General features: G+C 58.6%; 19 protein-coding genes and 1 pseudogene. 6 read left to right on the top strand and 14 right to left on the bottom strand.

The window, feature by feature from the left end; genetic code table 11:
* The first annotated feature begins 231 nt into the window (after positions 1 to 231).
* From ACZYSM_RS22810 to ACZYSM_RS22795, 4 genes are all read left to right on the top strand, one after another.
* Complete coding sequence (locus ACZYSM_RS22810; RefSeq protein WP_489074829.1) at positions 232 to 2,439, top strand: lipase family protein; 2,208 nt, start codon at positions 232 to 234, stop codon at positions 2,437 to 2,439.
* A 1,084-nt stretch (positions 2,440 to 3,523) separates the two neighbouring features.
* Complete coding sequence (locus ACZYSM_RS22805) at positions 3,524 to 4,540, top strand: iron ABC transporter substrate-binding protein (protein ID WP_489074827.1); 1,017 nt, start codon at positions 3,524 to 3,526, stop codon at positions 4,538 to 4,540.
* Between the two features lie 4 nt (positions 4,541 to 4,544).
* Entirely contained in the window at positions 4,545 to 6,152 is a 1,608-nt protein-coding gene (locus tag ACZYSM_RS22800; protein WP_489074824.1) for an ABC transporter permease, read from the top strand.
* Complete coding sequence (locus tag ACZYSM_RS22795; RefSeq protein ID WP_489074822.1) at positions 6,149 to 7,249, top strand: ABC transporter ATP-binding protein; 1,101 nt, start codon at positions 6,149 to 6,151, stop codon at positions 7,247 to 7,249. The genes ACZYSM_RS22800 and ACZYSM_RS22795 overlap by 4 nt, the downstream gene beginning before the upstream one ends.
* A 53-nt stretch (positions 7,250 to 7,302) precedes the next feature.
* Here ACZYSM_RS22795 and ACZYSM_RS22790 read toward each other — a convergent pair.
* The 8 genes and pseudogenes from ACZYSM_RS22790 to ACZYSM_RS22755 form a co-directional block, all read right to left on the bottom strand.
* A pseudogene (locus ACZYSM_RS22790) lies at positions 7,303 to 7,410 on the bottom strand (recombinase family protein); the annotation flags it as partial.
* Positions 7,411 to 7,617: 207 nt separating this feature from the next.
* Positions 7,618 to 8,382 carry an ABC transporter ATP-binding protein gene (locus ACZYSM_RS22785; protein ID WP_489074820.1) on the bottom strand — a complete coding sequence of 255 codons (765 nt, stop codon included), beginning with the start codon at positions 8,380 to 8,382 and terminating at the stop codon, positions 7,618 to 7,620.
* Between the two features lie 23 nt (positions 8,383 to 8,405).
* On the bottom strand, positions 8,406 to 9,116 hold the full coding sequence (locus ACZYSM_RS22780) for an ABC transporter permease (protein ID WP_489074818.1): 711 nt from the start codon (positions 9,114 to 9,116) through the stop codon (positions 8,406 to 8,408).
* Positions 9,113 to 9,841, bottom strand: coding sequence for an ABC transporter permease (locus ACZYSM_RS22775; RefSeq protein ID WP_489074816.1), 729 nt, complete (start codon positions 9,839 to 9,841; stop codon positions 9,113 to 9,115). The genes ACZYSM_RS22780 and ACZYSM_RS22775 overlap by 4 nt, the downstream gene beginning before the upstream one ends.
* 55 nt (positions 9,842 to 9,896) lie before the next feature.
* Entirely contained in the window at positions 9,897 to 10,679 is a 783-nt protein-coding gene (locus tag ACZYSM_RS22770) for a transporter substrate-binding domain-containing protein (RefSeq protein WP_489074814.1), read from the bottom strand.
* 462 nt (positions 10,680 to 11,141) lie between these two features.
* The gene (locus tag ACZYSM_RS22765; RefSeq protein WP_489074812.1) at positions 11,142 to 12,314 is read right to left on the bottom strand and encodes an MFS transporter; all 1,173 of its coding nucleotides are present in this window, start codon (positions 12,312 to 12,314) and stop codon (positions 11,142 to 11,144) included.
* A 192-nt stretch (positions 12,315 to 12,506) separates the two neighbouring features.
* A complete protein-coding gene (locus ACZYSM_RS22760) occupies positions 12,507 to 13,340 on the bottom strand; it encodes an SDR family NAD(P)-dependent oxidoreductase (protein WP_489074810.1) in 834 nt (277 codons plus the stop codon).
* A gap of 31 nt (positions 13,341 to 13,371) precedes the next feature.
* The gene (locus ACZYSM_RS22755) at positions 13,372 to 14,139 is read right to left on the bottom strand and encodes an SDR family oxidoreductase (RefSeq protein ID WP_489074808.1); all 768 of its coding nucleotides are present in this window, start codon (positions 14,137 to 14,139) and stop codon (positions 13,372 to 13,374) included.
* A gap of 678 nt (positions 14,140 to 14,817) precedes the next feature.
* Between ACZYSM_RS22755 and ACZYSM_RS22750 the strand changes: the two genes are divergently transcribed.
* A complete protein-coding gene (locus tag ACZYSM_RS22750) occupies positions 14,818 to 15,183 on the top strand; it encodes a hypothetical protein (RefSeq protein WP_489074806.1) in 366 nt (121 codons plus the stop codon).
* Positions 15,184 to 15,225: 42 nt separating this feature from the next.
* Here the strand turns inward: ACZYSM_RS22750 and thpR are convergent, their stop codons facing one another.
* On the bottom strand, positions 15,226 to 15,804 hold the full coding sequence (thpR, locus tag ACZYSM_RS22745) for an RNA 2',3'-cyclic phosphodiesterase (RefSeq protein WP_489074804.1): 579 nt from the start codon (positions 15,802 to 15,804) through the stop codon (positions 15,226 to 15,228).
* Positions 15,805 to 16,042: 238 nt separating this feature from the next.
* Positions 16,043 to 17,044: an SDR family oxidoreductase gene (locus ACZYSM_RS22740; protein ID WP_489074802.1), complete on the bottom strand. Its 1,002-nt coding sequence runs from the start codon at positions 17,042 to 17,044 to the stop codon at positions 16,043 to 16,045.
* A gap of 95 nt (positions 17,045 to 17,139) precedes the next feature.
* Between ACZYSM_RS22740 and ACZYSM_RS22735 the strand changes: the two genes are divergently transcribed.
* On the top strand, positions 17,140 to 18,045 hold the full coding sequence (locus ACZYSM_RS22735) for a LysR family transcriptional regulator (protein WP_489074800.1): 906 nt from the start codon (positions 17,140 to 17,142) through the stop codon (positions 18,043 to 18,045).
* A 186-nt stretch (positions 18,046 to 18,231) separates the two neighbouring features.
* Here the strand turns inward: ACZYSM_RS22735 and ACZYSM_RS22730 are convergent, their stop codons facing one another.
* From ACZYSM_RS22730 to mhpF, 4 genes are all read right to left on the bottom strand, one after another.
* Positions 18,232 to 19,509 (bottom strand): OprD family porin, encoded by a 1,278-nt coding sequence (locus ACZYSM_RS22730; RefSeq protein WP_489074798.1) that lies wholly within the window; start codon positions 19,507 to 19,509, stop codon positions 18,232 to 18,234.
* A gap of 110 nt (positions 19,510 to 19,619) precedes the next feature.
* Positions 19,620 to 20,846: a 3-(3-hydroxy-phenyl)propionate transporter MhpT gene (gene mhpT, locus ACZYSM_RS22725; protein WP_489074796.1), complete on the bottom strand. Its 1,227-nt coding sequence runs from the start codon at positions 20,844 to 20,846 to the stop codon at positions 19,620 to 19,622.
* 73 nt (positions 20,847 to 20,919) lie between these two features.
* A complete protein-coding gene (gene dmpG / locus ACZYSM_RS22720) occupies positions 20,920 to 21,939 on the bottom strand; it encodes a 4-hydroxy-2-oxovalerate aldolase (RefSeq protein ID WP_489074794.1) in 1,020 nt (339 codons plus the stop codon).
* Positions 21,940 to 21,950: 11 nt separating this feature from the next.
* Positions 21,951 to 22,886: an acetaldehyde dehydrogenase gene (mhpF, locus tag ACZYSM_RS22715; RefSeq protein ID WP_489074792.1), complete on the bottom strand. Its 936-nt coding sequence runs from the start codon at positions 22,884 to 22,886 to the stop codon at positions 21,951 to 21,953.
* Positions 22,887 to 22,890: the final 4 nt, after the last annotated feature.

Raw genomic sequence — 22,890 nt, 5'->3', positions numbered from 1 at the left:
AGTCAGATGGCGTTAAAACGAATGGGGCGGCGGGCTTGGCCATGTGCACTACTGCTCAGTGAGGTCGAAGTCTGGTCAGTATATCGATATGTTTTTAGATAAACGAATTACACGCTCAGGACACTAGATGCTTTTTGTTTTGGGAATACCACCGAGTTCAAATCTTTCAAAATGCCTGATGGACGTGACTGCACCGCCTACCCCAACTGCACCGAATAAGGATATCAAAGGATGAGTTCGTACAAGCCCATGGAAGATTGGGAAAAACCGGCCTTTAACGGCAAGATGTTAGCCTGTCCATTAAAAGGTCACTGGGTCAGTTTTCAGTTGGTGGACGAGTTTGGTGATGGCAAACCTTATGCCGACCTAACTTACATACTTCAGGACAGTGCAGAGCAGCAGTACGTGGGCGTGTTGGATTCTGAAGGGTTTGCCAAGGTCGATGACTGCTATCGAGGGCCAGTTGTATTAACGCTCGACGACAAGTACCAAGGAGGTGTTGATACTTGGTATGAAAAAATCGCCGATAGAAAATCATATCCACTCCCAATTACCGAACTCCAGGTCCGCGCCGAGCAGACCCGTTATTTCCACAAAGACGGTGTCCGTGTCGAACACAACCCGGCGCAAAAAGGGGCGAGGGAATTCATCCAGGTGGAGGTGCGGGACCTGGTCAAACATGGGGCACATCTACCCCCTGTCGTTGACCGTAAATATCCGCCAAATGAGATCGTGGTAAAAGCGGTCAGTGACCTTGGATTTGGCCCAGAACCGTTGGAACTGTTTGGTGTAGGGCTGCTTCCGAACCGGCACACGGTGCTGGAGGTGCGTCCAATGCGTGCTTTCAGGCCCTTGTTATCGACCGATAATGCCTTCAGTGCATTAAACCTGTACCAACTCGCGATCATGTCGAACTTGAGCTATTCCAACTTCGGCCAGAATCCCGCCAAAGAACCTGTGGACTCTGTGAGCTTTCCGCTGAATCCCAGCGTCGGTAACTTTTTTGGGGAAGCGCTTTCGAACTATCGAGAAAATTGGAAGGTAGACCGTTCGCAGTCGTCGGTTCACCGATTCTTTCCACTGTACGAAGAAGTTCCTTACTCCAAGCGCTTCGATATTTTACCGTTCGATCCAACGGTGTATGAGCAAAACAAGCCGGGCGAAACTCAGGAACATCCTGCCAATCTGCATTTTTTTGATGACACCAGTCCCTTTTGGCTGAGTGGCAAGAGCACGCAGGCCTTCATCACGCATCATGATGAGGTCGTGCTGATCGCTATCCGTGGAACACTGGAATTGTCAGATTGGTGGCGTGACGCGGATGCGGCACAAGTGCCTTTCAAAGAAGGTGAAGGCAAGGTCCATCATGGATTTTACGATGCCAATCAGGCATTGAAGGATTTTATTCAATATTATTTTGACCAATTTTACATCGGCCAAAAAATCATCATCTGCGGGCATAGTTTGGGTGGGGCTATCGCGTTACTGCTGGCAGAAGCATTGCGACGTGATGAAACCCAGAAATACGACGTCCTCCTCTACACCTACGGAGCACCACGGGCAGGTGATGCCACGTTCGTCGCCACTGCCAAGCCGCTGATGCATCACCGGATGGTGAACAACAACGACATGATTCCCGGTGTCCCCGCGCCCTGGATGAACGCACGACGAACCATCTGGATTCCTGGGCTTGCGGCCCTTTTTATTACCAACCCTGTTTTAGGCATCTTGATCTTCGTCGCAGGTCTGGTTCGTGTCGGTGGCGCGCCCTATCAGCACCATGGCGAGCTGCATCACTTCATGCCCGTAGATTTTACCGGGAAGGAAAAGTCGGCGATTCTCTGGAATCCGGGTTGTGCCTCCATAGAAGAGGCCGCTTGCACTCGGGCTCTCGCCAAAGATGGCGACCTGCCATTCCGTGGTGGTTTTATCGATCAAGCCATGAATTTAGGTGACCACAGTCTACCGGGGTCCTATATCCCATTCTCCTGGGCGACCTTACGACGTTGGCAGCAAACTCAGGAAACGAACGGGACGGTAGTCACTGGGCGGGAATACGATCTGGTGGCGGAGGCATTGGAGACGATGCGTGGCAAGGTGCAGGTTCAAGGTAAGCAAACCAGGAACACTCTGCGCTATGCCAACAATGACCCCGAGTACCTACGAACGGTGACTGAGTTGAACAAAGAGTCGCAAAATCTTTTCGATTCGGTGGAGCGGCTTAAAAGGGAAAAAGCACGTCGTCTGACACTTGTCGATGTCTACGGCAGCGCAGCGCAATCTCCCAACTTGGAAGCCGCTCTGCATCGCTGGAAGGGCCAGCGGGAGAACATGCTGCAGGTGCAGATTGCAATGATTCCTCAGCAGGACGATGGCGATTTGATGTTTGCCTCTCGCATCGGTGCGCCTCATACGTTGGACATCGATTCTATTGTTTAGTGGGCGTGTCTACTGGCTTGTGCCTGGAATACGCACAAGCCAGTAGCGTCTTTGATATGGCTAGCGATTTGGATCGTTATCTGGAAAACGTCCCACGCGCCAATCCCCGGGCACGAGGATTGGCCCGATACGATGTGTGTCTCCCGGTGAGCCCACGTCCCGAGACTGCCCGGTTAACCCACTAGATTCCCCATGAAAAATTCAAGCTCAATGTCCGATACTCGTGCTCCACCCGACTACCACAAATGCCTACCCGTCGAGCTCCACAACCAAGCGGATGCCTTTATCCACTATCTGCACGAGCTACCCAATAAAACACCGGTCGAGTGCCCAGTGTGCGGTCATCCACGCTTTAGTGTGTACCCCTGAGCATCTACAGCAGGCGCTCAAGGAGGCTTACGAACAACTATCGAAACTCACGTGTGCGCGACAGGTACAGGAGACAACAACCACTGGTCAAGTCGAATGCAATTGGGTGTGCAAGTCCAAGCAATTACGCAGAGTGGGGTCAATTGCTCTCAATGATGGGCTCTCCATTATAGGAAAAAAGTGATGTGGGATGTATTAAGAGAGGAAACAGAAAGCGCGTTCGCGGCTGTAGAGGATCGTGTTTCGACGACGCGATGGGCAATGGAGCTCAAAGCGTTTCTAGGCGACCATTGGCCAACCCGGTCATTGTTTAGAATGCACCTGTTCAAGCATTCCAGCTATCGGTTGCAACACGTCGACGATATCGTTGCAGAAGCTGAGGCGGCTCATCTGACGACTTCATGACCAAGGCCTGCGGCCGGTAGCCTTGACTGCCCCCGATACAACGATGAATCACTGCTTTGCGGTGTTTCCCGGTTCGCGGGGCCATTAGGGTGAGGTTAAAGATCGATTTCGCATGCTCAACGGTCAAACCAAATAACATTTATTTAACATTTTTTTGACGTTTTTTTCTCATTACCCGCTCTAAATTTGCGCCCATAATTAACATGAGAATGATTCGTATTGTTTGTGCGATTTGCGCGCATCGTCACCGACATTCCATGCCAGACTTGCCACCATAACTCTTCAAATAATCGCAGGAGCTGCTAGCACAATGACTTCTCGTATCCCTTCTTTCCTCAAAAAGGCACTGCTGGCGACCGCTCTCTTGAGCGCTGGCCATGTGTACGCAGCTCCAAGTGCCGACGGCATCGTGGTCTACAACGCTCAACACGAAAGCCTGACCAAATCCTGGGTAGAGGGTTTCACCCGTGAAACGGGGATCAAGGTCACCGTGCGAAACGGCGATGATACTGAGATGGGCAACCAGCTCGTGCAGGAAGGTGCCGCCTCCCCTGCCGATGTGTTCCTGACCGAAAACTCGCCGGCCATGGTACTGGTGGACAGCGCCGGCCTGTTCGCGCCAGTTGCGCCAACCACCCTTGAACAAGTGGGCTCGGCGTATCGCCCGGCCCATGGCAAGTGGGTTGGCATCGCGGCTCGCTCCACTGTATTTGTGTACAACAAAAGCAAGCTCGCCGAAGCCGATCTGCCGAAGTCCTTGCTCGACCTGGCCTCCCCGAGCTGGAAAGGCCGCTGGGCCGTGTCGCCAGCAGGTGCCGACTTCCAGGCTATTGTCGCCGCTGTACTGGAACTTAAAGGTGAAGCCGCTACCCTGGATTGGCTGAAGGCGATGAAAGCCAACGCCACCGTTTATCGCGGTAACAGCGCAGTGCTGAAGGCCGTCAATGCCGGCCAGATCGACAGCGGCGTGATCTACCACTATTACAGCTTCGTCGATCAATCCAAGACCGGCGAGAACAGCAAGAATACTTCCCTGCACTACTTCAAACATAAAGATCCGGGTGCCTTCGTCAGCATCTCCGGTGGCGGCGTTCTGGCGTCCAGCAAACACAAGGAGGAAGCCCAGGCTTTCCTGAAGTGGATTACTGGCAAAGACGGTCAGGGCATCTTGAAAACTGGCAACTCATTCGAATACGCTGTGGGCCAGAATGCGCAATCCAACCCGAAACTGGTGCCGCTGCAACAACTTGACGCCCCGGTAGTCGATGCCTCCAAACTCAATAGCAAAAAGGCTGTCGAGCTGATGACTCAGGCCGGGCTGCTGTAATTTGATGTCAGAGCCAGTCATCGTCTCAGAACCTGCTGGAGTCGCCGACCTGGCGACTCCAGCGCCCCTGCACCTTCGACGCCGCCGCTCCCGGAGCGGCGGCGCGTGGGTGGTCGGATTATCCATTCTGGTCTCGTTGCTGGCGTTAATACCGCTGACCTTCGTGATCGGCGTTTCCTTTCAGATCGGTTGGGCGAGCATCGTGGAGCTGGTGTTCCGGCCCCGGGTCGCTGAACTGCTGATCAACACCGTTTTGCTGGTGGTGATTACGATTCCTTTGTGCGTCGTACTGGGTGTAGCCCTGGCCTGGTTGACCGAGCGCACCGACCTGCCCGGTCGACGCCTATGGTCAGTGTTGGCGACCGCGCCCATTGCGGTGCCGGCGTTTGTACACAGTTATGCATGGGTCAGTCTTGTCCCACCGATTCATGGGTTGTTCGCCGGGGTATTAGTCTCGGTTATCGCCTATTTCCCCTTTCTCTACCTGCCGGTTGCGGCGACGCTACGACGCCTTGATCCGGCCATCGAGGATGTGGCTGAGTCATTGGGGCTCAAGCCCTGGGCGGTATTCTTCCGGGTCGTGCTGCCCCAGTTGCGTCTGGCTATCTGCGGTGGCTCCTTGTTGGTCGGACTGCATCTTTTGGCCGAATACGGTCTGTACGCAATGATCCGCTTCGACACCTTCACCACGGCGATCTTTGACCAGTTCAAGTCCACGTTCAATGGCCCTGCGGCCAACATGCTGGCCGGTGTGCTCGCGCTCTGTTGCCTGGCCATGTTGACCGCTGAATCGGCAACGCGCGGCAAGGCCCGTTATGCACGAGTGGGATCCGGGAGTGCGCGCCTGCAGCGGATCATGCGGCTCGATCGCACGGAAAAAGCCATGGCATTGCTGCTGCCGATAGTGACCAGTGTGCTGGCACTCGGCGTGCCGTTGATCACCTTGAGCCAGTGGCTGGTGGCCGGCGGCGCAGAGGTCTGGCACATGAGCGAGATCTTGCCAGCCTTGGAACAGACCCTGATTCTGGCGGGCGCGGGCGCAATCATTGCCACCTGTGCGGCGATACCCGTCGCCTGGCTCTCGATCCGTTCGCCGGGACGATTGCACCGTGTGTTGGAAAGCTGCAACTACATCACCAGTTCATTGCCAGGCATTGTCGTGGCGTTGGCACTGGTGACGGTCACGATCAATTTTGCCCGGCCGATTTACCAGACAACGATCACCGTGCTATTGGCTTATCTGCTGATGTTCTTGCCCAGAGCATTGGTCAGTTTGCGCGCGGGCATTGCCCAGGCCCCGGTGGAACTGGAAAACATGGCCCGTAGTCTTGGCCGTTCGCCCAGCCAGGCACTCTGGCTCATTACCATGCGGCTGGCGGCACCGGGTGCAGCCGCCGGCGCGGCGCTGGTGTTTCTGGCGATCACCAATGAGCTGACCGCCACCTTGCTGCTCGCCCCCAACGGCACTCGCACGCTGGCCACCGGTTTCTGGGCGATGACCAGTGAGATTGACTATGCCGCAGCCGCTCCTTACGCATTGATCATGATCCTTCTTTCGCTTCCGTTGACCGGGCTTCTTTACTATCAATCCAAACGCACGGCGGGCCGATGAACGCTCTTGAATTGACCTCGATCTACAAATCCTTTGGTTCACAGTCGGCCTTGGAGAACATCAACCTGTCGGTTCCGACAGGTAGTCGTACTGCCATTGTCGGCCCTTCCGGCTCGGGTAAAACCACCTTGCTGCGGATGATCGCCGGGTTCGAGTTCCCCGATTCAGGCAGCATCTCGCTCAATGGCCAAATGCTGGTCGACAGCGCGACCGAGGTGCCGGCCCACCAACGACTGATTGGCTATGTTCCGCAGGACGGAGCACTTTTTCCGCACATGACGGTTGCCGCCAATATCGGTTTTGGGATTCCGGGCAACATGGCCTCGAAACAACAACGGATCGAGGAATTGATGGACATGGTTGCGCTGGACGCGCGCATGAGTCAGCGCTGGCCTCATGAGTTGTCGGGTGGTCAGCAACAACGGGTAGCCCTGGCTCGCGCCTTGGCCCAACGGCCTCGACTGATGCTTCTGGACGAACCCTTTTCTGCACTGGACACCGGTCTGCGTGCTTCCATGCGCAAAGCCGTGGCGCGGCTCCTGGCTGATGCCGGTGTCACGACCATATTGGTGACGCACGACCAGTCCGAGGCGTTGTCCTTTGCTGATCAGTTGGCCGTCATGCGCCAAGGCAGACTGGTGCAGGCAGGAAAACCCCTGGACCTTTATCTGCATCCCCGTGACGAGGAAACTGCACTGTTCCTCGGCGATGCGGTGGTGATGCCCGCGTTGATCGAAGAGGGTTGGGCGACCTGTGACCTGGGACGTGTCAACGTCAGCGAGAGCTCGCCAAACGGAGCGGCGCAGATCATGTTGCGGCCCGAACAGCTCCAGATATCTAGCCAGGTCTGTGGCAAAGAGCAATTGAACGGGTGTCTTGGGGTTGTTACAGAGCACGACTTTGGCGGCAACACCTGCACATTGACGGTGGAACTGCAGGTGCCATCTGCATCCGCCGATGGGCAGCCATCGGGCCGGACATTAATGGTGCACAGTTCTGGTGTCCATGCCCCGACGATAGGGACCACGGTTCACATCTACACCGAAGGACATGCTCACGTCATGCCCCCCACTACCAGCACTGCGCCCCTTGGTTGACCGTACGACCGCTGAGAGTGAGGCTGAAAAGGTGTGAGCGTTTTTTTGCTTTTTTATAAACGCTTATCCCTGATTCTGATGACGGCCGTTGTAGAACAGCTGACGTGTCTGGCTGTTGCGCGAATACCCAGGCCTGCGGCAATCAGTTCTGTCACGCGCCTCCGCCAAATCTACTCGATAGGCGATTGGAACTCTCGGATCATCAACAGCTGCCTGGGCGACAGCCAAGTATAAATTCTGATTGCCTGCGTCATCGCTCGAAGCGAACAAACTGCAACTTTCTGGACCCGTCCTGTTTGCTGGATGCCCCGTATCCATGCACCTTTGAGCGACCTGCTAGTCGCTCAAAGGTGCATGGATTATGGGGCTTACTTCAGGTTGCCGCTGAGAAACTGCCGCAGCCGATCGCTCTGGGGGTTGCCCAGTACATCTTCGGGTGCACCCTGTTCTTCGACCCGTCCCTGATGCAGAAACAGCACCTGGTTTGACACTTTGCGCGCAAAGCTCATTTCGTGGGTGACCATGATCATCGTCCGGCCTTCCTCGGCCAGCCCTTGAATAACCTTGAGCACTTCGCCCACCAGCTCCGGGTCCAGGGCCGAGGTCGGCTCGTCGAACAGCATGATCTCCGGTTCCATGGTCAGGGCCCGGGCAATGGCGACGCGCTGTTGCTGACCGCCGGAGAGAAACGCCGGGTATTGATCAGCGACGCGGGATGGCAGGCCGACTTTGTCCAGGTAACGACGGGCACGGTCTTCGGCGTCTTTTTTGCTGACACCCAGCACCCGACGCGGGGCCATGGTGATGTTTTCCAGCACCGTCATGTGGCTCCACAGGTTGAAATGCTGGAACACCATGGCCAGGCGAGTTCGCAGGCGCTGCAGTTCAGCGTCGTCGGCCACGTGCATGCCATGGCGGTCGTGCGTCATGCGAATCGGCTGGTTGTCCAGGGTCATGGCGCCGTCGTTGGGCGTTTCCAGGAAGTTGATGCAACGCAGGAAGGTGCTCTTGCCCGAACCACTGGCGCCGATCAGGCTGATCACATCGCCGGTCTTGGCCTTGAGCGAAACACCCTTGAGGACTTCGTGGTTGCCATAGCTTTTGTGCAGGTTTTCAACAGTCAGTTTGTACATGTGCGCAAACATCCTCTAAGGAATTAGTAAGCCGGGCCCAGGAAAGACAGCCAGCGGCGTTCGGCCAGGCGGAACAAACCGACCAGAGAGAAAGTGACGGCCAGGTAAATCGCTGCGGCAATGCCGAACGACTGGAAGGTCATGAAGGTGGCCGAGTTGGCATCGCGCGCGACCTTGAGGATATCCGGCACAGTGGCGGTGAACGCCACGGTGGTCGAGTGCAGCATCAGGATCACTTCGTTGCTGTAGTACGGCAACGAACGGCGCAGGGCCGAGGGCATGATCACATAGGCATACAGCTTCCAGCCGGTCAGGCCATAGGCTTTTGCCGCCTCGACTTCACCGTGGTTCATGCTGCGGATCGCCCCGGCGAAAATTTCCGTGGTGTAGGCGCAGGTGTTCAGGGCAAAGGCCAGGATGGTGCAGTTCAAAGCGTCGCGAAAGAATGCATCGAGCAGCGGCTGGGCGCGCACCGCAGCGATGCTGTAGATGCCGGTGTAGCAAATCAGCAACTGGATATACAGCGGCGTGCCGCGGAACAGGTAGGTGTAGAACTGCACTGGCCAGCGCACCCAGACATTGCTTGAAACCCGGGCAATCGACAGCGGGATCGACATCACAAAGCCGAAGAAAATCGAGGCGCTGAGCAGCCAGAGGGTCATGGCCAGCCCGGTGATGTGACTGCCGTCCTGGTAAAGGAAGGGTCGCCAGTATTCCTGCAGAAGTTCGATCATCGTACGGCCTCCCGGGTGCCTGCGGCGTATAAGATTTCCAGCCGGCGCAAGACGACGTTCGAAACGGTGGTAATCACCAGGTAGATCAACGCGGCAAGCACCAGAAAGAAGAACAATTGATAAGAGCTTTTGCCGGCATCCTGGGCCACCTTGACCAGGTCGGCCAGACCGATGATCGAGACCAGCGCGGTGGCCTTGAGGATCACCATCCAGTTATTGCCGATGCCCGGCAGGGCGAAGCGCATCATTTGCGGGAAGATCACGAAGCGAAAACGCTGGGCGCGTGTCAGACCGTAAGCGGTAGCGGCTTCCATCTGCCCGCGTGGTACCGCGAGGATCGCGCCGCGAAAGGTCTCGGTGAAATACGCCCCGTAAATGAAGCCCAGGGTGATGACCCCGGCACTGAACGGGTTGATCTCGATATAGTCCCAGCCCAGCGCTTCGGTGAGGCTGGTCAGCCAGGTTTGCAGGCTGTAGAAAATCAGCAGCATCAGCACCAGGTCCGGCACCCCACGGATCAGCGTGGTGTAGGCCTGCGCAGGGACGCGCAGCAGGGACGATTTTGAAAGCTTGGCGCTGGCGCCGATCAGGCCCAGGCCGACGCTCACCAGCAGCGACAGAAAGGATAGCTTGACAGTCATCCAGGAGCCTTCGAGCAACAGCGGGCCAAAGCCCTTAAGGCTGAAGCCAGACAATCCCAGAATCCGCATTAGGTTTTCGAACATTGGGTAACCCTTTGGCAATCAAGAAAGCGCCCATCCGGGGATGGGCGCAGGATCGTTACTTGCCGCTGTAGAGGTTCATGTCACCGAAGTGCTTCTGCTGGACCGCCGTGTAGGTGCCATTGTCGTGCAGCGCCTTAATGCCTTTGTCCAGAAGGGCCTTGAGCTCAGCGTTGCCTTTGGTGATACCCACCGCCGTTTTGGCTGGCAGCAGCTCGCTGTCGATCGGCCAGCTGACCTGGAAATCAGCACCTTGTGGCGACTTCAGGAAGCCCAGCTTGGCTTGCAGCATGTCCTGGATCGAGGCATCGAGGCGGCCGGAAACCAGGTCGGCGTAAACCTGGTCCTGGTTAGCATAGGCTTGGGTTTCTACCCCGGCCTTGTCCAGTACGGCTTTGGCGTAGGCTTCCTGGATAGTGCCTTGCTCGTAGCCGACTTTTTTGCCTTTGAGCGATGCCGGATCGGTGTCTATGTCAGCGCCTTTCTTGAAGACCAGTGCAGTGGGGCCTGAGAACAGTTCACTGGAGAAGTCGATGACTTTCTGACGGGCCGGGGTGGCGGTCATGGAGGAGATCACGCCGTCGAACTTGTTGGCCTTGAGGCCGGGAATCATGCCGTCGAAATCACTTTCGACCCACTTGCACTTGACCTTCAGCTCAGCGCAGATCGCGTTGCCCAGGTCGATGTCGAAGCCCACCAGGCTGCCATCGGCGGCCTTGGACTCGAACGGCGCGTAAGACGGATCGACGCCAAAACGCAATTCCTTGTACTCCTTGGCCAGCGCTACGCCTGTAGCCATGCAGAGAGTCAACGCGGAAAGGGTCAGAAATGTTTTTTTCATTGTTTTATTCCTAAGGACCAACATGAGCGCTTGTGACACATGCGTACTGTTCTGGAGCTCGTATGACACTGTGGAAGAAGTAACACCCGACAGGTCGCGCTCCTGGTGAACGAGGAGGCAGAGCTCGCAGGGAGAGGAGTTTAGAAGCAAGCGAGTGCGACGATAAGACGCAAAGTGCATTGATTTGACGAACCATTGGTCATTATGACGAGCAATAGTGACTATGTGATGCTTTGACGCTAATTCATTAACCATGAAGAGCTGCTGCGACCGGAACAAATCACCCGGTTTAAATGCCTCGGCAAGCCGGTTGAGTACTTTTTAAGGTTTGGCCGACAAGCAGGGCGTTACCTGCCTCTCAGCAAGTTTTTAACCTGAATGAAACCGCCGCTGCCGCAGTCTGCGCTGGAGCCCCGCAGGGCCTCGCGACGATCTCAACGGCGAGCGCAGCCTTCGTCCCGATCAGACAAAGCCTGGTTGCTTGATCGTCAGACGACGTGCCAGCAATCCGGCAAAGGCCAATACCGGTAATATCGCCGTCGCAAAGGCTAGCCATAGCAGTGGAGAGAACCCTTGCCCGACAAGTGCGCCGGCCAGCGCGGGGCCGGTCATGGAACTCAAGGCGAAAGCGGCGGGAATCAGCATGATCGAGCGTCCGCTGGGGTCCAGGCGGGCAATTGCCGCTGTTTGAAAGATGCAGCCCCAAGTGAAGCCGACTTCCCAGATCCAGGCACCCAGGGCGTACATCAAGAACCCCTCGGCGCAGCCCAGCAGGATCAGCCCCAGGCTGATCACTGCCAACACCAGCAGATGCGGCAGACGCGCCCCCAGACGATCACCGATGGCGGCCAGCGTTAACGCTGCAACACCACCCAGCAGCTTCAATACGGCAAAGACGATGCCCAGCTCGGTGGGTTGCAACGCCAGGCCATGGCCCAGACGTTCCAGAAACGCCCACAGACCGATCTGCCCGGCACCGAACAGAAAGAAAAAAGCCAGCGCGGAATAAGCCGGTAACGGAAAACTGAAACGGGCGCAAAGGGAACGCCGGTCAATTGCGTCGACCGTACTGGCGAAATCAGTGCGCCGTGGTAATGCCAGTGCGCTCAGACTCAAAAACAGAATGATGGCAGCCAGCAAGAGTGCCGCTCCCGCATAGTGAAACCGTACAACGACCAGCGACGGCAAGGCGAACAGCACCGCTGCAACCAGGCCAAGCTCGATGCCCTGTCGCATGCCCAAAGCTCGCTCTTTATCCGCCATTTCGCTCATGATGCGCAGCCCAAGGCAGGTCATCAGCGCGGCAAAAAAACCGATCAACGCCCACAGCGGCAATTGTGCCCCTGCGGGCAGGCGAGAAGACGCCAGCAACGCCAGCGCCGCGCCAACCGCGCAGCCAACGGTCAGATAGCGCCAGTTCAAACGATCGATGAACGCCACCGCAACCAGTGTGCCGCACAGGTACCCGGTAAAACAGGTGGAACCGAGCAGGCCGATTTCCCCAGCATCGAAGCCGAAACTGTCAGCCAGTGCGCCGAGCAGGATGGGTAATGTGTTGAAGGGCAGACCGCCAATGGTCGAAGCCAGGCTGGCTGCCAACATGATGGTCAACGTTTTGCGGCGACTGATGGTCATTACCCTCTCCTGTCCGTGGTTCTATCAGCGCTGGTCGACCGTGATGATTTCACGGCGCTCGGCCATGCTCGCTGGAACGCTCGCTTCATCGGTGAAGAACTGTTGATACCACTCGCGCAGAGCCGTTGTTGCCTTCCCGACTCATCTTCACCAAGCAACCTTGCGCGCTCATCCTCTACATGGGCTAGGCGCTTATCGCCAGTCAGGAACGATGCCGTGCTCAAGCGCGAACGGTTGGCAGGCGATAGTTCGACGCTGATGGTCGATGGCCTGCCCGGACGTCGCCAGCCAGAGCATCACGGCAGCGGGCACCTCAGGGGGCGCGGAGCCGGCACGTAGAGCGATCACACCATGATCGCCGATGGTGGCCTTGAGCGCGTCGGTGGTGACCACTCCCGGATTGACTGTGTAGGCACGAATCCCCGCATCCCCCAGCTCGACCGCCAGAATCCCCGAGAGGCGTGACACCGCCGCTTTGCCCGCACCGTAGGCGTAGCCCCAGCCGCCCTTGCCCGCGGCCACGGGCGGGTCGGTTTCGCCAGCCCCCGAGGTCACATTGATGACGACTCCACCGCCCTGCTCGACCATCCCTGTCACCACCGCCCGGGTCAGTAGAAAAGGCGTCATCGCATAGCCCTGAAATACCCGTTCCAGGGTTTCAGGCTGCAGTTGCATAAACGGCAGGTTAAGGTCGCTGCCTTGGTAGATAGCGTTGTTGACCAACACATCGACACGGCCAAATTCCGCGAAAACAGCTGCGCTTGCGCCCAGCACCGACGCGCTGTCGAGCAAATCCATGCGTACTACCAATGCCTTGCGGCCAAGGGCACGAATCGCCGCAGCAGTGCCATTGAGGCTGCCGGACAATGGCGAGCCATCGGCATTGCGCAAGGCATGGTTATGGCTCTCGCCTTCATCCAGGGTCCGAGCACTGATCGCCACATCGAAACCGGCACGGGCGAACGCCAGTGCCGTTTCACGGCCAATGCCACGACTGGCGCCAGTGATGAATGCCACCTTGTTCATGATCTTTCCTTATTCTTCGATTCCGGGTGATTCAAAACTTTTGCGGGCGGATCATTGCATCCATGCCGCCATCAATGAACATCACGCTGCCATGGATAAAGCCGGCGTCAGGCGACTGCAGAAACGCCACCAGTTTGGCGATTTCTTCGGGGCCGCCCGATCGGCCCAATGGCGCGACGAACTCACGAACCGCCTTGCCGAAGCGCGCATCGTCCAGCGATGCCTGATGCAACGGCGTCTGCACCGCACCGGGAGCCACTACGTTCAGGCGCACACCCAGCTTGGCCCAGCTCACGGCCTTTTGTCGGGCATTGCAGGTGACCGCGTACTTGGAGCAGGCGTAGGCAATGTGTGGCTGGTCGAGGGTATTGGCCAGTTCCAGCGCCAGGTCCTCGTCGCCTGCAAGCATGGCCGCGACCATGGGCTGCTGCTCGGCGCCAGGCTGAGTCGATGCGACCGAACCAATCACCAGCGCTGCGGGGTTCTCACCCTTCGCCAGGGCGTCGAGCAAACCGTCGAGCAACTCACTCACCCCGAAGTAATTGACCGCCAGAACGACGCTACTCGACGGCGCGGTCACTCCCACTCCCGCACAGCAGACCAGCCCGTCAAGAACTCCGCCACTGTGTTCAAGCACCGCGGCGATAGCGGCCTGACGACCGGCGAAAGAGGACAGGTCGGCAATCACCTCGGCGTTGGCCCGATCTATCCCGATGATGCGGTGTCCGGCGGCACGCAACGCTGCGCAAACGGCTGCGCCGATTCCGGACGCAGAACCGCTGACGGCTGTAACTGGCATAGGGTTTCTCCTTGAGGGTTCAGGCTCAGTATCGGCAGGCGACATGGACAAAGACAACGTCCGCTTGGACTACCTGAGCGTGGGTGCGGACTAAAGAACAACGCAAAACCTTTAGGAGACAGGCTTGGCAATGATGGCGGTCTATCCACCGGCAGCTATGTTGAATGTGAAATAGCCATCGCGAGCAAGCTCGGCTCCCACAGGGGCTTTGTGCCGATCACAAAGCCTGTAGGCGGTCCCGGTCAATGTGGGAGCGGGCTTGCTCGCGATGGCGGTCTATCCGTCGGCAGCTATGTTGAATGTGAAATAGCCTTCGCGAGCAAGCCCGCTCCCACAGGTTTTTTTGTGCCGACCACAAAGTCTGTAGGCGGTCCCCGTCAATGTGGGAGCGGGCTTCAGGCGCTACGAAGCGCCGGGCGGGCTAATTTTGGTGCAGGGACAACCACCCTCTCAGGGACGAGCCGTGAGGGTTTTGGCTTTCCCAGAGCGACCACGCTGTTGAGAATAATCCGCACCAGTTCCGCCGGTTTGCCCTTGCCGTCAGCCCAGTGCAGTGTAGAAATCGCTTCCACCACCAAGCCCGGGCTGACTTGTCCGCAGGGCCGCGTCACCAACATCGCTTCGGCTGTCGTACCGCCATCATTGGCCTGAGCATCGGTGCCTGGGTGGTCGACAACTATGGTTGGCGCACTGCATTCATTGCCATCGGGATACCCGGCCAGCATTCTGGTGTGCTCACACGACCTGTCGCTGCAACATGCGGGGATGCTGGCCGGCGTCATTTGCGGTACCGCCGTCGCCTTGCAAACCATTATCACCACTTTGCTTGGGGTCGGAATCGGCCCCTTGCTCACAGGCCTGTTGAGCGATGTCCTGCACCCAATGTTCGGCATCGAGTCACTGCGCTACGCACTCTTGCTGGTCAGTTTGCCGGTGGTCGGTGCGGTGTATCTGCTGTTTCGTTCCTCAAGGCACGCAGCAGCCACCTCTTACGGCCAGGTACCCGAGGCGGCTATCGGCCCGACAACCCAGCACCTGTCGTGAGCACCTACCTGAACGTCCTGAGGAAGCGCCGCTCACGGCGTCTCAAGAATCTTGATCCGGGACAGTCGGACGCATCTGCGGATCCAGGGGCCATTCGGCCAGCGGCCGATAGCGGCCTTTATGCGACTCGAATAGGGTGAAGTGCCTGGCACTCAGGTGAAAGTCTGGTGGTGCATTAGATTCAGGGATCGGTGCTCGATAGTCGCGCATCAAGGTCAAGTGAGGGCGAAATTCCCGGGGAGCTTCCACAATCCCAAGAGGTAACAACGCCTGTTGCAAGGCATAGACCAGCTGGCGCAACCCCAGTGGCTCCTGCGCGGGAGCCAGTAACAAAATACCGGCTCGGCGCCATACATCCAGGCGGTCGAGAGGTACAGTCAACTGCTCGCCTGGCGCTCGCACACCTGCGGCGGCAGCGCAGATGGCCGGAATGTGCGTCACGGCTACCGATCCCAGAAACATCAGCGTCAAATGAAAATTTTCCACCGGGACCGGGCGTCCGCTATTGAGCCCGAGAGCGCTCCGCCATTGGGCTATGACCCGACGTTGTGCATAGGCACAGGGCAAAGCGAAAAATAAACGCTTGAGCGGTTCGCCCTGCTCACGAGATTCATAACTCATTCCTTGTACCTCCAGGGTGGGCTGAGCGCAGCAGTACCCATGAGATCATCCCGCAGTGATCGGCCTTTGCGCTTCATCTCAGGCGATGCGGAGGCCTCAGGGGTAGATTCATCATCTTTGCTGTAATGACAGCGTAGTAGCGCTGAGAAACTCATCTTGTCCGCCGTCGGTATGCATTGGCGATATCTCTATGCTGCTCGCGGTTACGGCTCACCATCAATCACTTCAATTGCAAGCCTCAGTTGGGCTGGGTGCCTGTGTGCGACAGGCATCCCAGGCCCGTCAGGGTTGCTTCGACCGCTTGGTCCAGCAGTGTGTGCGGCTCGCTCCCCAGCACGGCCAGGAGACGCGTGTTGTCCATGCGTATGGGCTGTCGCCACAGGTAGCGCATCTCCAGTAGTTCGCGCAGTGTGGGCACGAAGGGCGAGGCCAGGCGCGCCAGCCACCAGGGGAAGGCTCGCAGGGTCGGCTGCCCGCCATCTCGCTCGACGACGCGGCGGATGGCTGCAGCCATCTGGGTGCCATCGGCGTCCCAATGTCCGGCCATGTGAAAGGTTGCAAAGGGAGCGAGCGTTTCCCGGCGAGTCAGCAGTTCGACAATCGTCTGTGCCACATCTGGCAGGTAGGACCACTGGTGACCAATGCCTCGATCACCCGGCAGATTGATGATCTTCACAGTCTGCCCAGGCTTGATCAGCCCCTGCGAAAACCAGTTGTTGCCGGCCCGGGGGCCGAAGAAGTCTCCCGCCCGGACCACAATCACCCGGGCGCCCTGCCCCGTGGCCACGCGCAGCCGCTGTTCGAGTTCGACGCGGATGCTGCCCTTGCGGGTCGATGGACGCTGCGGTGCGTCCTCGTGCAGCAGCGCGAAGGCATCCGGGCCGTAGTTATAGACTGTACCTGGTAGCACGATGGTGGCGCCTTCGACCATGGCTGCCGCGATGGTGTTGTCGATCATCGGCAATACCCACTCGGCCCAACGGCGGTAGCCGGGTGGGTTGACCGCATGCACGATGACGCTGCAGCCGCGCGCGGCTTGCACCACGTCGTCGCGGTGCATTGCATCGCCACGCAGCCAGGTGATGCCCTCTCGCTGTTCGGCGGCGTGTGCAAGCCCGCGCTGGAGCGCCTGAACCTGCCAGCCCCTGTCGCGCAACTGGCGCGCCACTTCGCCGCCGACACCCCCCGTTGCGCCCAGCACCAGAGCCTTATTGCTCAGAGGGCTGCTCGTCGTTGCCATGTCTGTTCTCCAAATAGGTTTCGGTGAACGGATTCTGGTTCTGTCGAAGAAAGAAAGAAATTGCCCAAGATAAGGCATCAGCTATACATTTATGTATGAATAACACGATTGGCTGGGAGCTCTACCGCACCTTTCTCGCCGTGCTGACGGAGGGCTCGCTCTCGGGTGCAGCGCGTGCCCTTGGCATCACTCAACCAACGGTGGGCCGCCACATTTCTTCGCTTGAAACGTCGTTCAAGCAGACCCTCTTCACTCGCTCACAGACGGGCTTATTGCCAACCGAGGTCGCATTGGCGCTGCGCGGCTATGCCGAGGCCATGCAGAACACCGCAGCAGCACTGGAGCGCGCAGCAGCCGGCCATGGTCAGGGGGTGACCGGAACAGTGCGGGTTTCGGCCAGCGAGGTCATCGGTGTAGAGGTGCTCCCGCCAATGCTGGCACTGCTGCGGCAAGCGCATCCCCAGCTCAAAATCGAGTTGGTGCCTACCAACCGCGTGCAGGACCTGTTGCACAGAGAGGCCGACATTGCGGTTCGTATGACCCCGCCTAAACAAAACTCGCTCATCGCCCGGCGCGTGGGCGAGGTGGAACTGGGCCTCTACGCGCACGCAGACTACTTACAGCAGCACGGCACGCCAACGATGCCAGCGGACCTCGCTCGACATGCGCTGATCGGGTTCGACGTGGAAACACCCTTCCTGCGCGCCGCCAGTAAGCAACTGCCTGGATGGACACGCGAAGCCTTCTCGCTGCGCACCGACAGCCACCTGGCCCAACTCGCCATGATCCGCGCCAGCTGCGGCATCGGCTTTTACCAGTCAGCCCTGGCCAAGCGGGATGCCAAGCTCGTGCGCGTGCTGCCCCAGCACGTCACCTTCAACCTGGAAACCTGGGTCACCATGCATGAAGACTTGCGCGACAGCCCTCGCTGCAAGGCGACTTTCGATGCGCTGGTACGGTGCCTACAGGCTCATACGACCGGTACGGCAGCCGACGCCTGAAGCCCCTGTTGCGCATCTGCCGGGCTAGCCACGGGAATGTTCATTATTGACGTCATGCGCTCGGCGGACCCGGTGCCCGGAGAGTGCCTCCAGACCCGAATTTTCCATAGTTTTTAGAGGGTTCGACTTCACCGGCAGTAGAGAGCGCATTGAGTCCCTAACCACCGGCCAGCCTCTAGTGTCGGGTCATTTCCAAAGCGCTAAGGTGTAATCGATATTGACGCGCGTCTCGTTGTCGTCGCGGAAGGTCGCCTTTGGCGCAAAATCGTTGCGGTACCAGGCGTGACGCAGACGCAATGAAACCCCCTTGAACGTACCCGACTGCACCACATAGGAAAGCTCGACATCCTTTTCGTTCTCGCTGCTGTTATCACCCCCCAGTGCCACCGGCATTTGGATATCACTGCCGCTCATATACCGCAGCATGCCCTTGAGCCCCGGAACGCCAACACCAGCAAAGTCATAGTCGTAACGTGTCTGCCAACTGCGCTCCTTGGGGTTAAGAAAGTCGGAACTGAGCGCGCCTTCACTGACAACCAATGGTTCGGTCCCGGCGAGGTACGGCATGGCGGTATTGCCGTTAAGTTGCATGTAACCGGCGCCCAGGCTGTGCGCACCCAGCGAATACGTGAACATCATGCCCAGGTTACGGTTGTCCACGGTACCTGCGTTTGCGGCACCGCTTTCTCCGGTGACGAAGTACCGGACATCGGTTTTCAGCTTCCCGTCGCCGATGGGCAGGAGGTGTATGAAACCGAAAAAATCCTTGCGATACATATCCTGGAGTTCTGCGTGGTAGTACCTGAGGGTCAGGGCATTCGACCATTGATAGTCGCCGCCCATGAAGGCGAACTGATCCGATTCGGCAGCACCGTTGAAACGGCCGTTAGGGGAGGCAACCGTCATTTTTTGATAGTTGGTCGAATCGCGCAGATTGATCCGGTCCAGCCAGCCGACATTCAAGCTGAGCTTGTCCACGTCCTGGGATTGCAGGTAGAACCCGCGGAACGTTTGCGGCAGCAGTCGCGTCGGGCTGGCGAAAGCAACCGGCAGGAAGGTGCTGATCGTGCCGGCCTGCAATTCGGTTTTCGAGACCTTCATTTTGGCGGTCAAGCCCAGCTTTGAATAATCATCGTTGGGTTCACGAGTGCTCGGGTTGTACGGCAACAAACCAGTGCCGGTACGGTCCGGCGATGAGTCGAGTTTGATGCCCAACAAGCCTTGGGCATTGAGGCCAAAACCGACCAGTCCCTCAGTGAAACCGGATGAGTAGTTGAGAATGAAGCCTTGGGCCCATTCACGAGCAGCAGATTGAGCGGAGATGCCTTTGTAGTCGCGATCAAAGTAGTAGTTGCGCGCCGTCAGACTCGCTTTACTGTCTTCGACGAATCCGGCCGCCCAGGAAGTGGAAGCCAGAACGAGGGACACGGAAATACCAACCGCGTGCAGAGATGATTTGTGCATGGATTGTTCACTTTTTTTTGTTGTAGTTAGCCCTGCCGCGTCAGCGTCAGCGGCATAGGCATAGGCATAGGCATAGGCATAGGCATAGGCAGATAGAGAGAACGGGGCGGCTACTCGGGCAACAGTTTTTTACGTCGCATAGACAGGCAGAACATCGCCACCGCGGCGAGCACAATGCCTGGCGCAGCGGCCAGCATTACCCCGGCGGTCCCAGTGCCCAGGGCAAGCATCTGACCTGCGACCAAGGGACCAGTCATGGCCCCCAGGCGACCCACTGCGACAGCGCTGCCGACGCCGGTAGCGCGCACCTTGGTGTGGTAGAACAACGGCGCGAGGGCGTACAGAACGCCTTGCCCACCGGTGGCGAACAAGCCTGCGACAAAACCTGCCAACAGCATGCTTTCGATCTGGCTGGCCATGCCCAGCGCAGTCAGCGAACCGAGGATGCCCAGATAAATCAGGGCTGCCAGCGCCCAAGCGGGCAAACGGTCCATTAGCACGCCCAATAGCAAGGTGCCAATGGCGGCACCGATTTGCAGGGAGAACATCACCCAGCTGGCCTGACGCCCGGTGAACCCCTGCCCCACCAACAGGCTGGGCAACCAGTTGATCAGGATGTAGACCACCATGAGGGTGAAGAAATAGCTGAGCCAAAGCAGCAAGGTTGCTGTACGTGAACCGTCCCGAAACAAGCCGTGCCAGACGCTCATGCTCGTCTCTCCAGGCTGTGGCCCAGGTTGACTCAGTCGATCGCGAAACTGCGCCGACTCTGGCAGGTATCGGCCCAACAGCGGCACGATCACCAGCGGCACGAGGCCGCCGACGTAAAACACCACCTGCCAGCCACCGGAGAAACCGACGATGCCAATCGTCGCGGCCAATGCCGCGCCCAGCGGTACGCCGCAATACATCATGCTCACGGCCGTGCCCCGCAAGCGCGGGCCCGCGGCCTCGGAGGACAGCGCGATCAGATTTGGCAACGCAGCGCCCAGGCCGATCCCAGTCAGGCAGCGCGCCACAACCAGGCTGTTGAAGTTCCAGGCTATGGCGGTGACCAGGGAAAACACCCCGAACAACGCTACCGAGCCCATCAACACCCGCTTGCGCCCGATGCGATCGGCCAGCCAGCCGCCGACGAAGGCGCCCGGCAGCAGGCCAAGAATACCGGCACTGAACACCCAGCCCATGTGCATCTTGTCCAGACCGAATGCGGCCGCCATACCTTGGGCGGCGATGCCGGCAGCCTGCAGGTCCAGGCCTTCCATCAGCGCCACCAGAAAACACAGACCGATGGTCGAAGCGAGCTGGGTACGGCTTTTTGCAATAATCCCATTCATGGGCAAACACCCCGTTTTATTGTTGTAGTGGGTATGTATAAACCGGCCGCCGACAGGCGGCTGGTTGGTTTTCTCAGCGTTTGAGCAGGTCCAGTGCGACGTCCACGATCATGTCTTCCTGGCCGCCGACCATCCGGCGCTTGCCCAATTCGACAAGGATGTCGAGGGTCTTCAGGCCGTACTTCGTGGCGGCGATTTCGGCGTGGCGCAGAAAGCTCGAATAGACCCCGGCATAGCCCAGCGCGAGGGTTTCGCGATCCACTCGCACCGGGCGGTCCTGCAGCGGACGAACGAGGTCGTCGGCGGCGTCGAGCAAGGTGTAAAGATCGGTGCCGTGGTTCCAGCCCAGGCGTTCGGCGGCGGCGATGAACACCTCCAGCGGCGCGTTGCCAGCACCGGCGCCCATCCCGGCGAGGCTGGCGTCGATGCGGTCGCAACCTTCCTCGACGGCGGTGATCGAGTTGGCCACCCCCAGGCTCAGGTTGTGGTGAGCGTGCATGCCGGTTTCGGTTTCCGGTTTGAGCACTGCCTTGAACGCGCGGAAGCGCTCGCGGATGTCCTGCATGTTCATCGCGCCACCGGAGTCAGCCATGTACACGCAGGTCGCGCCGTAGCTTTCCATCAGCTTGGCCTGCGCCGCCAACTGCTCGGCGGGGATCATGTGGCTCATCATCAGAAAGCCGACGGTGTCCATGCCCAGTTTGCGGGCGTATTCGATGTGCTGTTTCGACACGTCCGCTTCGGTGCAATGGGTGGCGATGCGCACCACCCGGGCACCGGCGTTGTAGGCAGCTTTCAGGTCATGCACGGTGCCAATACCCGGCAACAGCAAGGTGGTGATTTTGGCGTGACTGATCACGTCGGCCGCGGCTTCTATCCACTCCAGATCGGTGTGTGCGGCAAAGCCGTAGTTGAAGCTGGAGCCTTGCAGGCCGTCGCCGTGAGCGACTTCGATGGCGTCGACTTTCGCCTTGTCCAGGGCGCGGGCAATGTCCTGCACGTTCTGGATCGAGTACTGGTGACGGACCGCGTGACTGCCGTCGCGCAGGGTCACGTCGGAGATGTACAGCTTTTTACCGGGATTAAAACTCATGGCGATTCTCCTCAGGCGTTCAGCATCGACTGCGCCATGCGCTCGGCGGTAGCCAGCGCGGCGGAGGTCATGATGTCGAGGTTGCCGGCGTAGGCTGGCAAGTAATGGGCGGCGCCTTCGACTTCAAGGAACACCGAGGTCTTGAGGCCGGAGAATTTGCCCAGGCCAGGGATGTTCAGCGGTGCGTCTTCAGGGATGACGTCGAACTGGACTTTCTGCTTCAGGCGATAGCCCGGCACATAGGCCTGCACGGCGGCGGCCATCTCGACGATGGAGGCCTCGACCTCGGTCTGACTGGCCGCTTCGGACAGCACGAACACGGTATCGCGCATCATCAGTGGCGGTTCGGCCGGGTTCATCACGATGATCGCCTTGCCCTTGGCCGCACCACCGACCACTTCGATGGCCTTGGAGGTGGTTTCGGTGAACTCGTCAATGTTCGCGCGAGTGCCAGGGCCGGCCGACTTGCTGGCAATCGAGGCAATGATCTCGGCGTAATGCACCTTGGCCACGCGCGATACCGCCGCGACCATCGGAATGGTCGCCTGACCACCGCAGGTGACCATGTTGACGTTCAGCTGATCGAGGTTCTGCTCCAGGTTGACCACCGGAATGCAGTACGGGCCGATCGCCGCCGGCGTCAGGTCGATCAGGCGGATTCCCGGTTTGACCGAACGCAGAAAGGCGTCGTTTTTCACATGGGCGCCGGCCGAGGTGGCATCGAACACGAAATCGATGTCCTTGAACACGTCCATCCGGGTCAGCCCCTCGACCCCTTCATGGGTCGTGGCCACACCCATGCGCTGAGCACGGGCCAGGCCATCGGAGGCCGGGTCGATGCCGACCATGACCGCCATTTCCAGGTGCCTGGCGTTGCGCAGGATTTTGATCATCAGGTCGGTGCCGATGTTGCCGGAGCCGACGATGGCAACTTTCAATTTTTTCATGGTG

It is taken from the genome of Pseudomonas sp. F220, assembly GCF_057813935.1.
Note: the sequence above shows the minus strand (reverse complement) of the source record. Positions and strands in the feature narration are given on the sequence as shown.

Excerpts from the sequence above, each read along its gene's own strand:
- dmpG (WP_489074794.1), bottom strand. The coding sequence starts at position 21,939 with ATGAGTTTTAATCCCGGTAAAAAGCTGTACATCTCCGACGTGACCCTG.
- mhpT (WP_489074796.1), bottom strand. The coding sequence starts at position 20,846 with ATGAATGGGATTATTGCAAAAAGCCGTACCCAGCTCGCTTCGACCATC.
- ACZYSM_RS22785 (WP_489074820.1), bottom strand. The coding sequence starts at position 8,382 with ATGTACAAACTGACTGTTGAAAACCTGCACAAAAGCTATGGCAACCAC.
- ACZYSM_RS22770 (WP_489074814.1), bottom strand. The coding sequence starts at position 10,679 with ATGAAAAAAACATTTCTGACCCTTTCCGCGTTGACTCTCTGCATGGCT.
- ACZYSM_RS22780 (WP_489074818.1), bottom strand. The coding sequence starts at position 9,116 with ATGATCGAACTTCTGCAGGAATACTGGCGACCCTTCCTTTACCAGGAC.
- ACZYSM_RS22750 (WP_489074806.1), top strand. The coding sequence starts at position 14,818 with ATGGTTGGCGCACTGCATTCATTGCCATCGGGATACCCGGCCAGCATT.
- ACZYSM_RS22765 (WP_489074812.1), bottom strand. The coding sequence starts at position 12,314 with ATGACCATCAGTCGCCGCAAAACGTTGACCATCATGTTGGCAGCCAGC.
- ACZYSM_RS22795 (WP_489074822.1), top strand. The coding sequence starts at position 6,149 with ATGAACGCTCTTGAATTGACCTCGATCTACAAATCCTTTGGTTCACAG.
- ACZYSM_RS22775 (WP_489074816.1), bottom strand. The coding sequence starts at position 9,841 with ATGTTCGAAAACCTAATGCGGATTCTGGGATTGTCTGGCTTCAGCCTT.
- ACZYSM_RS22805 (WP_489074827.1), top strand. The coding sequence starts at position 3,524 with ATGACTTCTCGTATCCCTTCTTTCCTCAAAAAGGCACTGCTGGCGACC.
- ACZYSM_RS22760 (WP_489074810.1), bottom strand. The coding sequence starts at position 13,340 with ATGAACAAGGTGGCATTCATCACTGGCGCCAGTCGTGGCATTGGCCGT.
- ACZYSM_RS22735 (WP_489074800.1), top strand. The coding sequence starts at position 17,140 with ATGAATAACACGATTGGCTGGGAGCTCTACCGCACCTTTCTCGCCGTG.
- ACZYSM_RS22730 (WP_489074798.1), bottom strand. The coding sequence starts at position 19,509 with ATGCACAAATCATCTCTGCACGCGGTTGGTATTTCCGTGTCCCTCGTT.
- thpR (WP_489074804.1), bottom strand. The coding sequence starts at position 15,804 with ATGAGTTATGAATCTCGTGAGCAGGGCGAACCGCTCAAGCGTTTATTT.
- ACZYSM_RS22740 (WP_489074802.1), bottom strand. The coding sequence starts at position 17,044 with ATGGCAACGACGAGCAGCCCTCTGAGCAATAAGGCTCTGGTGCTGGGC.
- mhpF (WP_489074792.1), bottom strand. The coding sequence starts at position 22,886 with ATGAAAAAATTGAAAGTTGCCATCGTCGGCTCCGGCAACATCGGCACC.
- ACZYSM_RS22810 (WP_489074829.1), top strand. The coding sequence starts at position 232 with ATGAGTTCGTACAAGCCCATGGAAGATTGGGAAAAACCGGCCTTTAAC.
- ACZYSM_RS22800 (WP_489074824.1), top strand. The coding sequence starts at position 4,545 with ATGTCAGAGCCAGTCATCGTCTCAGAACCTGCTGGAGTCGCCGACCTG.
- ACZYSM_RS22755 (WP_489074808.1), bottom strand. The coding sequence starts at position 14,139 with ATGCCAGTTACAGCCGTCAGCGGTTCTGCGTCCGGAATCGGCGCAGCC.